Genomic DNA, 15727 nt, shown 5'->3' with positions numbered 1-15727 from the left:
GTAGGTAAGATATTGCTAATCCTCTTCTTTAAATCCTTCTCCAAGCACATCCTGCACTTCATTGATAACGATAAATGCGATAGGGTCGATATTGCGAACAAGTTGCTTCAGACGATGAGTCTCGGAGCGCGGAACTACGCAATATACGACCTTTTTGTCTTTTCCAGAATAGGCGCCTAAAGCGGGTACGATCGTTACTCCTCTTTCAAGCTCAATCGTAATCTGTTGAGCAATTTCATCTCCACGATCTGTAATAATGGAGAATGCTTTTGCTGTATAAGCGCCATTTTGAATGAAATCAATCATTTTTGAGGCAATGAAAACCATCACTAACGTATACAATATTTTATCAAGTGAAATGTAGAATACTGAAACACCAATAATTATTGCATCAAATACTAATATAATTTGGCCCATACTATATCCACGCCAACGAGAAAGAATGCGGGCGATAATGTCAATACCACCAGTAGTTCCTCCATAGCGAAATACGATGCCAAGGCCAGCCCCGAGTGTTACGCCCGCATAGAGTACGATAAGCATAGAATCATAGCTCTGATCAAATGCTATGAGATAGTTACGATGAGATGAATATTCTAATAATGCGAGAAAAATTGATAACATTACAGAACCATATATCGTATATACCATTTTTTTGCTTCCAAGTATTTTCCAGCCTACAAGAAAAAGTGGAATGTTGATTATCAGTGTAGTGATAGACATTGGAAGGCTAAAAATATAATTTAAAAGAACAGCTATTCCTGTAACTCCGCCCTCCATAAGCTGATTAGGAATTACGAAAACTTGCAAACCAAAAGCGTATAAGGCAGCACCTATCGTAATAGGAATTAGCTGTTTTATTGAGGTACTTATTTTGTATGGCATATGAATCAATCCTTTTCGCGCAGTTTATTATCAAGCATTAGTATGCCTTACTTTCTCTCGCAAAAAACATTGTTTTATTAATACTGATACGGTAACATATAAGGGAATGGTTCTTGAAGAAGGGGCGTATGAATATGGCTGAGAAATCTTTAGCACAACTACAGCGTGAAGTCGATGATTACATATCACAATTCAAGGAAGGTTATTTCAGTCCACTTGCTTTAGTTGCCAGACTTGCTGAAGAAGTTGGGGAACTTGCTAGAGAAGTTAACCACACTTACGGTGAGAAGCCCAAGAAACCTGATGAGGCAGATAATTCTATTGAGTTAGAACTTGCTGATATTTTGTTCATAGTGAATTGCTTTGCTAATTCACTGAACATTGATCTTACGGCTGCTCATGATAAGGTTATGCATAAATTCAATACAAGAGATGCAAATAGATGGACAAAAATTGATTCAGAGAATAAGGAGAACATCAATGACAATTAAGGTCGCAGTAATAGGCGCAAGTGGTCGTATGGGTAAAGAAGTTGTGAGAATGGTATTAGCAGATGAACAACTACAATTAGTATCTGCAGTTGCCCCTTCTTACGAAGGTCAAGATGCAGGTTTTATTGTAGGTTCTGAACTAACTGGAGTAACCGTTGTTTCAACTTTAGAAGAAGCACTAAGTTCTACAAAAGCAGATGTTATGGTTGATTTTACTGTTCCACACCTTGCCTATGAGCATGCAAAGCTTTCGATAGAATATGGCGTACGCCCTATTATGGGGACAACAGGATTCACTCCTGAACAAATTGCTGAATTAGAGTTGCTTTGTAATGACAAAGGAATTGGTGGATTAATTGCCCCTAACTTCTCAATTGGTGCTATACTAATGATGAAATTCGCTCAAGAAGCAGCTAAATATATGCCGCATGTTGAGATTATTGAATACCATGGAGATCAGAAGTTAGATGCGCCATCAGGTACATCTATTAAAACTGCTGAATTGATTGCTCAAACAAGACAAGAGTTACGTCAAGGAAATCCTAATGAGCAAGAGACTATTGAAGGCGCGCGTGGAGGATATTATGAAGGTTTCCGTATACATAGTGTACGCTTACCTGGCGTTTTTGCTCAACAAGAAGTTATTTTTGGTGGAAATGGGCAAACGTTAAAACTTCGTCATGACTCCTACGATCGTGCGGGGTATATGCCTGGTGTTAATGTGGCAGTCAAAAAGGTTATGAAATATGTTGGATTAGTATATGGATTCGAACATATTATGGACTAACATACATTTATACTACAGCTAAAGAGGAGAATAATAATGTTGAATATAGCATTTATCGCACACGATAGAAAAAAAGATGAAATGGTTAACTTCGTTATTGCTTATGAGCATGTATTTTTACCACATAAATTATATTCAACGGGTACAACTGGACTTCGAATTATGGAGCAAACAGAATTGCAAATTACTCGTTTCTGCTCGGGCCCACTTGGTGGCGACCAACAAATTGGTGCATTAGTAGCTCAAAACTACATGGATCTAATCATATTCATGCGTGATCCACTTATGGCACAACCACATGAGCCGGATATTACGGCATTACTTCGTTTATGTGATGTACAGGGTATTCCTGTTGCAACAAATATAGCGACGGCAGAGTTATTAGTAAAAGCTGTTGAACGAGGAGATTTCTCTTGGAGAGAACTTGTACATAAATACAAGCCAGGAGTGGAAGAATAATGCAACAGCTAGACATATTAGTTTTCGGTGCACATCCAGACGATGCGGAAATCGGAATGGGCGGAACGATTATGAAACATGTTCAAGCAGGGTATAAGGTCGGTATATGTGATTTGACGAAAGCAGAGATGTCATCTAATGGCACCGTGGAGCTGAGGCAGCAAGAAGCTGCCATGGCCTCTGCGGTGCTTGGTCTATCTGCACGTACTTGTCTAGGTTTGCCTGATCGAGGGCTACAACTAGTTAAAGAGCAGATTGATCAAGTAGTGGCTCAGATTCGCAAGTATCGTCCGCGAATTGTATTTGCTCCTTATTGGGAAGATCGACATCCTGATCATGTTATATGTAGTAAAATGATTGAGGAAGCGGTATTCAATTCGAAGCTTCGTAACTATATGCCAGAACTACCTGCCTGGAAAGTTGATCAAGTGTTGTTCTACTATATTAATGATGTGAGCAATGTATCCATCGCAATTGACATTAGTGAACAACAAGCAGATAAAGAGCAAGCATTACGATGTTATGCATCTCAATTTGATACATCTGCAACGCCTGATGCAGTCAGTACACCATTAACGAATCGCTATATAGAGTCAGTTGAGTACCGCGACGCATTATTAGCCCAAGCACAGGGCTGGCGGTTTGCGGAGGGGTTTGCAACAAAAAAACCATTCCCAGTATCCCTCCTGTAGAGGAAACTCAAATTGCTCGCCTGTGATCACGATGTGAATGCTACGACGTGGATTCGGCGGCGAAGTTGCCATTCATCGGAAGCCTGTGATGCTCGTGTACCAATAACGTACACTCCGCTTCTCGTTTCCTAGCTTCATGTCATCTTCTTGGTGCTGACAGGTGAACAATTTGAGCTTTTATTTGAAGTATCGATCTTTGTTCGCCCGTGCCCACAAGTGTCCACATTGCTGGGGGTTATGCGTAAGTGGATTGAGCTTATGTTTGAAGTATCGATCTTAGTTCGCCCGTGCCCACAAGTGTACACATTGCTGGGTTTATGCGTGAGTGGATTGAGCTTTTATTTGAAGCTTCGATCTTTGTTCGCTCGTGTCCACAAGTGTCCACATTGCTGGGTGTTATGCGTGAGTGGATTGAGCTTATGTTTGAAGCTTCGATCCTTTGTTCGCTCGTGTCCATAAGTGTCCACATTGCTGGGGGTTATGCGTGAGTGGATTGAGCTTTTATTTGAAGTTTCGATCAATGTTCGCTCGTGTCCACAAGTGTACACATTGCTGGGTTTATGCGTGAGTGGATTGAGCTTATTTTTGGAGTTTCGATCTTTGTTCGCTCGTGTCCACAAGTGTACACATTGCTGGGTGTTATGCGTGAGTGGATTGAGCTTATATTTGGAGTTTCGATCTTTGTTCGCTCGTGTCCACAAGTGTACACATTGCTGGGGATTGTGTTGTAGAATGGTAGACAGGGATCATGTTGAAATTTTGTAGTTATGTATTGTGAAATTCAATCATATGTAAGGTACATAGTTAGGAACACAGGAGGTGCGTCGCCGTTGGCGCGTAAACTAAAAATAGGAATTACATGTTATCCGACACTTGGCGGTTCAGGTGTTGTTGCGACTGAATTAGGGAAATTACTTGCTGAAAAAGGGCATGAAATTCATTTTATTACACATAGTATCCCTTTTCGTTTAGGGAAATTTCATAAAAATATTTTTTTCCATGAAGTAGAAGTGAATGATTATTATGTATTCCGTTATCCGCCGTACGATCTAAGTTTAGCAAGTAAAATGGCTCAAGTAGCTAAGATGCAAAATCTTGATATTTTGCATGTGCACTACGCCGTTCCACATGCTGTATGTGCTTTTCTTGCGAAGCAAATGCTTAATAACGGTATGAAGACGGTAACCACGTTACATGGAACAGATATTACTGTTCTAGCTCAAGATGAGTCACTTAAAGATTTGATTCGTTTAGCCATTCATCAAAGTGATGCAGTTACTGCTGTTTCACAAGATCTAATTCGAGAGACTCGACAATTGCTTGATATTACGACTCCGATTGAACTTACATATAATTTTGTAGATAAACGTATTTACTATCCTAGAGATGTATCTACATTACGGAATGATTATGCAGCACCGAATGAAAAAATATTGATGCATATTTCAAATTTCCGTCCAGTAAAACGTGTTTCGGATGTTGTAGACATATTTGCAAAAGTACAGAAACAAATACCTTCTAAACTACTATTAGTCGGCGAAGGTCCTGAATTAACAAAAATTCAATGTAAAATAAATAATCTAGGTCTTGAAGATAAAGTGCTATTCCTCGGGAAACAAGAGGATGTAGCTCAAATTATTTCGTTAGCTGATGTGTTATTGTTACCTTCTGAGAAAGAAAGCTTTGGACTAGTTGCGCTTGAAGCAATGGCTTGTGGTGTTCCAACTATTGGTTCAAATGCAGGAGGTATTCCAGAACTTGTTACACATGGTGAAACTGGATTTCTCTCACCGATTGGCGACGTAGATTCAATGGCTGACAATGCATTACTTTTATTACGTGATGAGAATTTACATGAAAAATTCAAAGCTGCTTGTATTAAGCGTGCTCAAGAAGATTTCTGCAATGATCGTATTACGTATGAATATGAAAGTATTTATTATAAAGTGTTAGGTTTAGAGTCGGAAATTGAGCCTCTTTCTGCTGATATATGTCTCTCCTAACAAATTAGGTGGTTATAATGAAGAACCAACTTCAGAAAAAGAACATTCAGCCTGCATTAGTTGAAGCTTGTCTTATATTAGATAAACTTCAACATGCAGGTTTTACTGCATACATTGTTGGTGGTGCAGTAAGAGATACACTTGTAGAACGGAATATTTCCGACGTTGATATCGCTACAAGTGCTAGACCAGAGCAAGTAATGTCTGTATTCAAGCGTTGCATCCCTACTGGATTACAGCATGGCACAGTTACTGTATTAGAATCGGGTCAGAGCTATGAGGTTACTACATATCGAGCTGAAGACCAATATGAGGATCATCGTCGACCTCAATCAGTAAATTTTGTACAACATATTTATGAAGATTTACAGCGAAGAGATTTTACAATGAATGCAATGGCTTTAGATCGTGATTTTGTGCTTCATGACCCGTTCCATGGTTATTCTGACCTTATGAATGGACATTTACGCTGTGTTGGCAGAAGTGATGAACGGTTTGAGGAAGATGCATTGCGAATGTTACGAGCGGTAAGGTTTAGCACGACGTACGAACTAACTCCTGTATTATCTTTATGGAGAGCTATTTCCAAGCAAGCTTCATTGTTATCTTTTATCGCGATGGAGAGAGTTAGTTATGAAGTTACTCGTATGCTTCAGCACTCATCATTTATTAGAGGAGTACATCTACTTAAGCGAACAGGTTTGTTGTTACATACAAAAGAACCATTATTTCTTGCGAGAAGTTGGCAGAAGATAAATATTACACAAATTGTTTCGCTAGATACAAAGCTGCTAACTCATATACACACACGATGGGCAGCGATATTCCTTGTCTCGAATTTATCAATTGAACAGACAGCAAGTGATTTACGAGCGCTTAAATTCTCCAATGAGCAACGTGCAACCATTGTTGGATGCCTTTCAATTCATGAATCTATAATGCGAGTACGCGAGGAAGACGAACACGTATTACAAAATTATTGGTTAGAACTATTATTATCCAATCCATTAAGTTATCTTGAATTATGGTTGTACCAACTTGCACCAATCTTCGCACAATCTGTATATAAGAAGCTTTCAACAATCCATCAATCGCTGCACATCCATTCTATTAAAGAACTTCGCATCAAAGGTAATGACCTGATGAAGTGGAGTGGACAACCTTCCGGCACATGGGTGAAGGAGCAATTGGCATATATTATGAAACATGTAGCTATTGGTGAATTGGAGAATGACAAAGTGAAAATACGGATAGATTTCATCAAAAGATTTGGGGTGAATAATCATTGAATGAAACAACACAGTCACCATTATTACAAATGTTATTACAACATCCACAACAGTATGTTTCGGGAGAAATGATTAGTCAACAATTAGGAATTAGTCGAGCAGCTGTTTGGAAGCAAATCAAAAAATTAGAAGCTTTAGGCTATGAAATCGAAGCAGTTACAAAACTTGGTTATCGCTTGATATATCAACCGGTCGCTATCGACCACAATAAATTGCAACATCATTTTCAAGGCAAACGTCTCGGCTTTAATGTTCATCATTATGATGCGATTGATTCTACCCAAATTGTTGCTAAGCAATTAGCAGAAGATGGTGCTGAAGAAGGGACTGTCGTCATAGCGGAACAACAAAATAAAGGAAAAGGCAGACTTGGACGCCATTGGCATTCTCCATATGGTAAAGGGATATGGATGAGTGTAGTTTTACGTCCACATATCCCCATTCAATTAGCACCACAATTAACACTTTTAACAGCCGTTGCCCTTTGTCGTGCGATTCGTTCTTATTCAGGTTTAGAAATAGGAATCAAATGGCCGAATGATCTGTTATATCAAGGGAAAAAAATAAGTGGAATTTTACTGGAGTCAAGTGCTGAAGATCAAATGTTGAAATATGTCATTGCCGGAATAGGTATAGATGCAAACTTATCAGCACAAGACTATGATGAGCAATTACAACTTAAAGCTACTTCATTGCGCTTGATTATGGGAAAAGTAATTGATCGCACGGAACTTATTCAACTGTTTTTGTCAGAGTGGGAATTGTTAATGGCAATATACGAACAGGATGGCTTCCGAAACATAGCGAATTTATGGGAAGCTAATGCTATTTCTCTAGGTCACAAAGTAAGCCTCACAACGCCAACTGAAACGTTTATGGGTACACCTTTACGCCTAACAGATGCAGGTTCTATCGTTGTTCAACTTGAAGATGGGACGGAGAAGGAGATCTATTCAGCAGAAATGGGCGAAGTTAAAGGTAGTTCGAAAAGCGGACTTTGATAACGATGTAACTCGTTGTAGCTTAGTCGACATCGAATTTGAAGTGATACCCTTCGTATATTTACGACAAAACAATTTTCTGATACACTATTTGTACTAGGCGGTATTCTTTGAAGCTGCACTAGAAATTGTGTTAAATTCTAATCTAGGTTTTAGAATGCACACTCTGCTCAGAGCCTAAAGGACCGAGACAGAAGGAAGCATTACTATTGATGATTTCCTTTGTATGTTTGGGGACTTTTTAGCATGGCTAAAAGGTTTTTTTGCGTTGACCAACAATTAAAGGAGCTGAACTTCATGAAGAAGAGATTAACGATTTCCGCTATGGCTAAGATGAAGCAGGAGGGAAATCCTATTTCTGTAATAACAGCATATGACTATCCCTCAGCTAAGCTTGCAGAGGAAGCAGCAATTGATGTTATATTAGTAGGAGATTCTTTAGGAAATGTAGTACTTGGATACGATACAACGATCCCAGTAACGATAGATGATATTGTATATCATTCGAGAGCTGTTGCAAGAGCAGCAACGAATACATTTATAGTCGCAGACATGCCGTTCATGACTTATGGTATAAGCAAAGAGCACACTCTAATTAATGCAGCAAAAATAATGCAAGAAGGCCATGTTCAAGCATTAAAACTTGAAGGTGGTATTGAAATTACTGAGCATGTGAAAGCATTAGTTGGAGCAGGTATTCCAGTAATGGGACATATCGGTTTAACTCCACAAGCGGTTCATCAACTAAGTGGATATAAAGTACAAGGTAAACTCGAAGGCGAAGCGAAAAAATTGTTAGATGATGCGATCGCATTACAAGAAGCGGGTGCTTTTGCAATCGTGATTGAGCTTGTAACAGAGCAAATCGCGACTATTATTAGTCAAAAGTTGCATATACCGACAATTGGAATTGGTGCAGGTCGAAGTTGTGATGGTCAGGTGCTGGTTTATCACGATATCCTGCAATATTCTTCACCTAATTATGCGAAGAAATTTGTAAAAACTTATGCTAATCTTGGAGAGATCATTCGTAATGCGATAGGGGAATATGTTACAGATGTAAAATCTGGACAATTTCCACAAGAGGAGCACTCTTTCCAATCTCCAAATCATAATATAGACAATTTATATGGTAATCAGGATAAGTAGCAAATAGATAGAGGAGAATAATCAACATGAATATTTGTCGCACAAAGCAACAGCTAAGATTAGCGATTAGAGACGCCCAGAAGCATCAACAAACGATTGGATTCGTTCCTACGATGGGTTACTTACATGAAGGCCATGCTAGCTTATTGCGTGAAGCTAGATCTGATAATGATGTGGTTGTTCTCAGTATATTCGTGAATCCGATGCAATTTGGACCTAACGAAGATTTAGATCGTTATCCGCGTGATGAAGAAAGAGACCTAGCACTTGCTGCATCATGTGGTGTTGATATTGTGTTTTTACCATCTGTAGAAGAGATGTATCCGAAAAAACCTTTAACTACAATTAAAGTAGAAGAAGTAACAAGTCGCCTTTGCGGTGCATCTCGACCAGGGCATTTTGATGGCGTTGGTCTAGTTGTTAGTAAGCTTTTCAATATTGTGCAACCACAAAGAGCATATTTTGGAATGAAAGATGCGCAACAAGTAGCTGTTATCGAACAAATGGTTCAGGATCTTGATATGAACGTAGATATTGTTCATTGTCCAATCATTAGAGAGCCAGATGGACTTGCATTAAGTTCGCGAAATGTATATTTATCAGCAAAACATCGAATGGAAGCAACTACATTAAGTAAGTCGCTGAACAAACTGCATCATCAACTTAAAGATAACAATAAGATGACATCTGATGAATGTGTAGCTTTTATTACCAATGAGATTATCACGAATACTTCGGGTGAAATTGATTATGTAGAATTATTGCATTATCCTTCATTAACAGCAGTGCAAGATCGACTTTCTATTGCTGAAAGTTTTGAAAACCAAAGATTTATAGTAGCGGTTGCCGTGAAGTTCGGTACTACCCGATTAATAGATAATGCGTTATTTCAAGTTGGAGAGGTGATTGAGCGTGTATAGAACAATGATGAAATCTAAGTTGCATCGCGCTACGGTAACAGAAGCAAACCTAAATTATGTTGGAAGTATTACCATTGACGAGGATTTAATGGATGCTGCAGACTTATTAGAAAATGAGAAAGTTCAAATTGTTAACAATAATAATGGTGCTCGATTAGAAACTTATGTTATTAAAGGTGGACGTGGAACAGGCGTAATTTGTCTAAATGGTGCAGCTGCAAGACTTGTACAACCAGGTGACAATGTTATTATAATGTCATACAGCTTAATGACGGAAGAACAAGCACATTCTTACAAGCCAACAATCGTTGTCCTTGACAATAATAACAAGCCGACACAATTTATGAATGGTGAAATTCACTCGACCATACTATAATCAAGTTAATCCCTTGTTTATGTAACGAATCCCATGCTGAATGAAAAGTTCAATTTCAACAAAAAATGACCGTAGACTCCTACATTCAAAAGAAGGCGGGATACGGTATGATAAGTGAAATGTTTTCATCGATGCATGAGTTGCTCGATTACATTATTCAGCATTATGAAGAAGCTGATGATGAGGAAAGACAAGAGTACTGTTTTCGAATTCAAGAGTTGAAGGAAACGAATGACTTATTTATGGATCATTGGGTGTCATTTGAAGAAAAGCTTGCAGTATTTTTCGAGTCTTATCGTGAGCGAGAACATGAGGCTACAAGTGGAATGTCTGAGCAATCTACAGCATTAGATGAATCGTCGATTGCAGAAGCCATACTTGCTAAGCAGTTATATACAGAGCAAGTGCAACCATGTAATGAGTGTGATCTTTTCACACCCGTTGAAGACGAACTTATTCTTGATCGAGCTCAAGGCTATTATAAACTTTTTATGTTCCCTGAAGCAGCAGATTTATTTGGTCGAATTGTAACCACAACTCCAGAATGTAATATGGCAAGACTATATTATGGTATGACATTAATGCATATGCGTAACTGGAATGAAGCACAAAGACAATTTCAACTTTTAACTGTTTTAAGCGATTTTCCTAAATGGTTAGCATTAAGTTTTAATGCACTTGGCTGTATTCATGCCATTAAATTGAATATGAACCAAGCGGAGCACTTATTTCGTAAAGCTTATTCTATTTATCCAGAGTTTGAGGATTCACTTAAAAATTTACAATGCTGCTTGGAGACGCCAAAGCAGTTATCATTATATTTTGGTAGCACAGAGTTGATCTGTACGTGAGAGGAACGGTCATTGAATGAAGTATGCCATTTTGGATTTGGAGACAACTGGACATAGTGCCTTGGATGAAATTATACAAATTGGACTAGTCGTTGTATCAGATGATTTAGAGATCATCGATACGTATAGTACATTTGTTAAGCCAACGGTTGAGATTCCTGCTTTTATTACTGGTCTTACAGGGATCCAATTTAGTGATGTCCAAGATGCTCCTGATTTGAATGATGCTTTAGTTGGGTTAATACCACATCTTGATGATGCTGTTCTTGTTGCTCATAACGTGGGCTTTGATGCTAATTTTTTGAATCATGCCCTTGACCAATGTGGATATCTTCCTTTTAATGGGAGAAGACTAGATACAATGGATTTTTTACGCATTTTGTACCCATCCATTACTTCGTATCAGTTAGGAACGGTAGCTGAGCAATTAGGAGTAGAACATGAAATGCAGCACCGTGCGGATAGTGACGCACTGGCTACAGCTCATATTTTCATTGATTGTGTATCAAAGCTTCGTTCTATGCCGCTGCTTACATTGCAGCGGCTATCTTCATTTTTTGATGAGTCGCGAGATATTGGCTGGTATTTGAACTATACTGAAAAATTAATCGAGCAACAATCTGTATTTGATTCAGCCGAATATGATTATTATCGTCAGTTCGCATTAAAGGCTACACCTTGGGCTGACGAAACATCAGCCAGAGAAAAAGAAAATGCGAATGAGTATTTTGAACGAGTAACTAGCTTTGAACAATATATTCAAGATGTGCAAAATCGCTTCAAAGAAATGTTTGAAAATTATGAAGAACGAAAACCACAAATTCAAATGTACGAAGAAGTGTATGAAGCACTTGATGAAGATAAGCATCTTCTAATCGAAGCGGGAACGGGTACAGGAAAATCGTTAGGGTATCTAATTCCAGCGTTATACTACGGTATAAAAGCAGAAGAAAAAGTGATTGTCAGCACTCATACAATAAATTTACAAGAACAGCTTCGCAACAGAGATATCCCTTTACTTAATGAAATTTTACCGTTTCCTTTCAGAGCGTCATTACTGAAAGGTAGAGGCAATTATCTTTGTATGAGGAAATTCGAACATAAATTAAATATGAAGGACTTCGTTGCACCTGTTGATGATCCAGTAACGGCAGCACAGATGGTTATCTGGTTGTCAGAAACAGAAACGGGTGATCAAGAAGAACTTAATCTTGGGCTACGTGGCGCTGACTTTTGGGGTACGGTATCAAGTGATGCAGATTCATGTTTGAATCGCGCATGTCCTTGGTTCAAGCGATGCTATTATCATCGTGCTAAGCATGAGTCAAACATATCCGATGTATGTATTACGAATCATTCGATGATTTTTACAGATATTCAAGCAGATCACAGACTTTTACCTGGATATACTAATTTAATATTAGATGAGGCACATCATCTTGAGGAAGTAGCCGGGAAACATCTAGGTAACCAAATGACCTACACTTCGTATATCTATGCGATGAATATGTTATTCAAAGATATGAGGACTGGAGTACTTCCATCTCTTCGCATTCGAGTCCAAGAAGATAATGACGATCATACAGCTGCGTGGAACGAAGTAATCGATACTGCGTATCCACAACTTCAAGATATTAAAGAGCATTGGGACAAGTTATTTGAATGGCTCTACAATATCGTTACTACGGATTCAACGCAAAGTAATGAAGTAGGATCTGAAGGAACTGCAAGTATGGTGTTCCGCTTAGATCGACATAAATTACCGAGCGAATGGAATGAAGCTATGGAAGTTGAAAATAACTTCCATGTACAATTGTCGCGTTTAGTTAAATCGCTTGAGAAGCTTTCGACAGATGTGAAAGAGCGCCTTGAGGAAGATACAGGTTTGCAAAGTATTCTGATTGACTTGAATGGAATATTACGTGATTTGAATCGTATTAAAGATGAATTGCGGATGTTCATGAAACTTGAGCAAGAAGACTATGTGTACTGGATGGAAGGCACACAAGCGTATAAATTCAGATCGCTACAATTGTTATCCGCTCCTGTTGATGTTAGTGGATTGTTGAAGAAGTATCTATTTGAAGTGAAAGATACTGTCGTTATGACATCGGCAACATTATCTATTCAGAAAAACTTCGAATATGTAGAAGAGCAACTTGGGTTATCTACGTATGAAAATTCCAATCGGATGAAAGCGGTCATGCTGGATTCACCGTTCAATTATCGAGAGCAAGCTTTAGTCATTATTCCTCGTGATTTCCCTGTGTTGAAGGGTACTAATATAGATGCAGCTTATTTGGATAAATTAGTGAAATCATTAACTGAAAGTGCTCAAATACTTGGCGGTAAAATGCTCATATTATTTACCTCTTATCGATTGTTAAAGCAAGTTTATGATCCATTAAAATCTGCGCTTCAAAGCAGTAATATTCAAGTGCTTGGTCAAGGAATTGATAGCAATAATCGAACTAAATTGACGAGAAGATTTCTACAAAATCAAGCATCAGTGTTACTTGGTACAAGTAGTTTCTGGGAAGGTGTAGACATTCCGGGAGAATCATTGCAATGTCTTGCCATTGTTCGATTACCTTTCCAACCTCCTAATCATCCATTAGTTGAGGCGAAATCGGAATTATTACTTAGACAAAAGAAAAATCCATTTATGAAATTATCTATCCCACAAGCTGTTATTCGCTTCAAACAAGGCTTTGGTAGGTTAGTTCGTACGGCTACTGACAAAGGGATTGTAATCATATATGATACTAGAGTAATTGAAGCTTACTATGGTAAACATTTTTTATATTCATTACCTGGTCCGAAAATCGAAACGATGCATACGAGTCAAATGCCGAAGCGGATGGAAGAGTGGTTAAAGGAGGAAAAAACGGATGAAGCAAACTAAAATTTCTGAAGCAGTTGTCAGAAGATTACCTATATATTTGCAAGTACTTCATGAATTGAAAAGTCGTGAAATTCAAACGGTTTCCTCACAAGATCTTGGTAATCGATTAGACTTCAATCCCGCACAAATTAGAAAAGACCTTGCATACTTTGGAGACTTTGGTCGTAAAGGTATTGGATATGAAGTGGATTATCTTATTGATAAAATACGCCATATTCTCAAAATAAATCAAACGATTAATGTTGCCTTAATAGGTGCGGGTAACCTCGGTCATGCATTATGTAATTATAATAAATACAGTAATGATAACATGCAAATTGTTGCTGTATTTGACAATGTGGAAAGTAAAGTAGGCACAGAAATTAATAACTTAACTGTACTACCAATGGGACAGTTAGCTGATAAGATTGATGAGTTAAATATTCGGATTGGCATCGTAACTGTTCCTGCTTCTGAAGCACAAAATGTTGCGAATCAATTAATAGATTCTGGTATAGAAGGTATTCTTAACTTCGCACCTACAATACTACGTGCTCCGGACAGTGTTCGTATTCAATATGCTGATTTTACGAAAGAATTATTGAGTTTAGCATATTATTTAAATAATAAAGAGGAGGCAAACGATGAGTAAGATTTGGATTGAGAACGGCTTATTCGTTACAATGGCAGGAGCTACACCAAAAGTTTTGAATGGACATATGGTTGTAACTAATGATGTTATCACATATATAGGTGAAGCTAGTCCAGAGGATGTAGAAGGTTTTGAACGTGTAGATGGTAAAGGACTTGTATTTATGCCAGGTCTAATTAATACACATGGTCATGCTGCAATGACATTACTTCGTGGATTTTCAGATGATTTGAATTTACAAGTGTGGTTACAAGAAAAAATGTGGCCAATGGAAGAGAAATATGTTGATCAAGATACACGAGCAGGAAGTAATTTGGCAATAGCTGAGATGTTACTTAGTGGTACAACAACGTTTGTTGATATGTACGACCGTATGGAACAAGTAGCTGAAGCTTCGGTTGAAGCGGGTATTCGTGCTTTTCTTACGAGAGGAGTAATTGGACTTTGTCCTCCTGATGTACAAACTGCCAAATTAGAGGATGCAATCTCATTTGCAAAACAATGGAATGGTCAAGGTAATGGTAGAATATCTACTATGTTATCTCCTCATTCACCTTATACTTGTCCTCCAGATTATATTGCTCGTATTGTTCAAGCAGCGCATGATTTGAATTTGCCGTTACATACTCATATGTCGGAGACAAAAGCTGAAGTACAGCAAAATGTTGACGAGTATGGAAAACGTCCGGTTGCACATCTAGATGATCTTGGTTTCTTCAGTCGTCCGGCTTTGCTAGCACATGCTGTTCACCTTACGGATGAGGAGATTGAGTTGTTGGCAGCTCGAGGTGCCTCTATTTCTCATAATCCGATTAGTAACTTAAAGCTAGCAAGTGGTGTAGCAAGAGTACCTGAATTGTTGAAGGCTGGAGTGAAGCTTTCTCTAGGAACTGATGGAGTTGCAAGTAATAATAACTTAGATTTATTCCAAGAGATCAGAGCAGCGGCATTACTTCATAAAGGAGTTACAGGAGATCCGACAGTAGTTCCTGCTTACACAGCTTTGCAACTAGGTACTTCGATGGGGGCAGAAGCAATTTGGAACTCGGAGATCGGTACGCTTGAAGTTGGCAAGAAAGCTGACTTTATTGCCATTAATATTGATCAACCACATTTCTTCCCAAGAACTGATCTTATCTCTCATCTAGTATATGCTGCCAATGGTAGAGACGTAGCACATGTATGGATTGATGGCAGGCAAGTTGTAAGTAATAGAAAGTTACTTACTATGGATGAGGAGAAAGTTCGCTATGAAGCGCAAGCTAGCTTTGAGCGTCTGTTGAAATAA

15 protein-coding genes are annotated in these 15727 nt (G+C 38.4%); 14 read left to right on the top strand and 1 reads right to left on the bottom strand.

Annotation, left to right across the window (positions count from 1 at the left end; genetic code table 11):
- Positions 1-15 precede the first annotated feature (15 nt).
- On the bottom strand, positions 16-885 hold the full coding sequence (locus tag NV377_RS23305) for a YitT family protein (RefSeq protein ID WP_258203223.1): 870 nt from the start codon (positions 883-885) through the stop codon (positions 16-18).
- A gap of 134 nt (positions 886-1019) precedes the next feature.
- Between NV377_RS23305 and NV377_RS23300 the strand changes: the two genes are divergently transcribed.
- From NV377_RS23300 to NV377_RS23235, 14 genes are all read left to right on the top strand, one after another.
- Entirely contained in the window at positions 1020-1376 is a 357-nt protein-coding gene (locus NV377_RS23300) for a nucleotide pyrophosphohydrolase (RefSeq protein ID WP_258203222.1), read from the top strand.
- Positions 1366-2163, top strand: coding sequence for a 4-hydroxy-tetrahydrodipicolinate reductase (gene dapB, locus NV377_RS23295; RefSeq protein ID WP_258203221.1), 798 nt, complete (start codon positions 1366-1368; stop codon positions 2161-2163). The genes NV377_RS23300 and dapB overlap by 11 nt, the downstream gene beginning before the upstream one ends.
- A gap of 36 nt (positions 2164-2199) precedes the next feature.
- Entirely contained in the window at positions 2200-2622 is a 423-nt protein-coding gene (gene mgsA / locus NV377_RS23290) for a methylglyoxal synthase (RefSeq protein WP_258203220.1), read from the top strand.
- The gene (gene bshB1 / locus NV377_RS23285; protein WP_258203219.1) at positions 2622-3314 is read left to right on the top strand and encodes a bacillithiol biosynthesis deacetylase BshB1; all 693 of its coding nucleotides are present in this window, start codon (positions 2622-2624) and stop codon (positions 3312-3314) included. The genes mgsA and bshB1 overlap by 1 nt, the downstream gene beginning before the upstream one ends.
- Before the next feature lie 830 nt (positions 3315-4144).
- Positions 4145-5317 carry an N-acetyl-alpha-D-glucosaminyl L-malate synthase BshA gene (gene bshA, locus NV377_RS23280; protein WP_258203218.1) on the top strand — a complete coding sequence of 391 codons (1173 nt, stop codon included), beginning with the start codon at positions 4145-4147 and terminating at the stop codon, positions 5315-5317.
- 17 nt (positions 5318-5334) lie between these two features.
- A complete protein-coding gene (locus NV377_RS23275) occupies positions 5335-6606 on the top strand; it encodes a CCA tRNA nucleotidyltransferase (protein ID WP_258203217.1) in 1272 nt (423 codons plus the stop codon).
- A complete protein-coding gene (locus tag NV377_RS23270) occupies positions 6603-7607 on the top strand; it encodes a biotin--[acetyl-CoA-carboxylase] ligase (RefSeq protein WP_258203216.1) in 1005 nt (334 codons plus the stop codon). Before NV377_RS23275 ends, NV377_RS23270 begins: the two co-directional genes overlap by 4 nt.
- A gap of 297 nt (positions 7608-7904) precedes the next feature.
- On the top strand, positions 7905-8756 hold the full coding sequence (gene panB / locus NV377_RS23265) for a 3-methyl-2-oxobutanoate hydroxymethyltransferase (protein ID WP_258203215.1): 852 nt from the start codon (positions 7905-7907) through the stop codon (positions 8754-8756).
- Between the two features lie 26 nt (positions 8757-8782).
- A complete protein-coding gene (panC, locus tag NV377_RS23260) occupies positions 8783-9676 on the top strand; it encodes a pantoate--beta-alanine ligase (protein ID WP_258203214.1) in 894 nt (297 codons plus the stop codon).
- The gene (panD, locus tag NV377_RS23255) at positions 9669-10052 is read left to right on the top strand and encodes an aspartate 1-decarboxylase (RefSeq protein ID WP_258203213.1); all 384 of its coding nucleotides are present in this window, start codon (positions 9669-9671) and stop codon (positions 10050-10052) included. Before panC ends, panD begins: the two co-directional genes overlap by 8 nt.
- Before the next feature lie 107 nt (positions 10053-10159).
- Positions 10160-10903 (top strand): tetratricopeptide repeat protein, encoded by a 744-nt coding sequence (locus tag NV377_RS23250; RefSeq protein WP_258203212.1) that lies wholly within the window; start codon positions 10160-10162, stop codon positions 10901-10903.
- Between the two features lie 16 nt (positions 10904-10919).
- Positions 10920-13808 carry an ATP-dependent DNA helicase DinG gene (dinG, locus tag NV377_RS23245; RefSeq protein ID WP_258203211.1) on the top strand — a complete coding sequence of 963 codons (2889 nt, stop codon included), beginning with the start codon at positions 10920-10922 and terminating at the stop codon, positions 13806-13808.
- The gene (locus NV377_RS23240) at positions 13795-14439 is read left to right on the top strand and encodes a redox-sensing transcriptional repressor Rex (protein ID WP_258203210.1); all 645 of its coding nucleotides are present in this window, start codon (positions 13795-13797) and stop codon (positions 14437-14439) included. The genes dinG and NV377_RS23240 overlap by 14 nt, the downstream gene beginning before the upstream one ends.
- Positions 14432-15727, top strand: a complete 1296-nt coding sequence (locus tag NV377_RS23235; RefSeq protein ID WP_258203209.1) for an amidohydrolase — start codon at positions 14432-14434, stop codon at positions 15725-15727. Before NV377_RS23240 ends, NV377_RS23235 begins: the two co-directional genes overlap by 8 nt.

This window comes from Paenibacillus endoradicis (genome assembly GCF_024721975.1).
The sequence above is the reverse complement of the archived record's forward strand: the minus strand, read 5'-3'. Positions and strand labels throughout refer to the sequence as shown.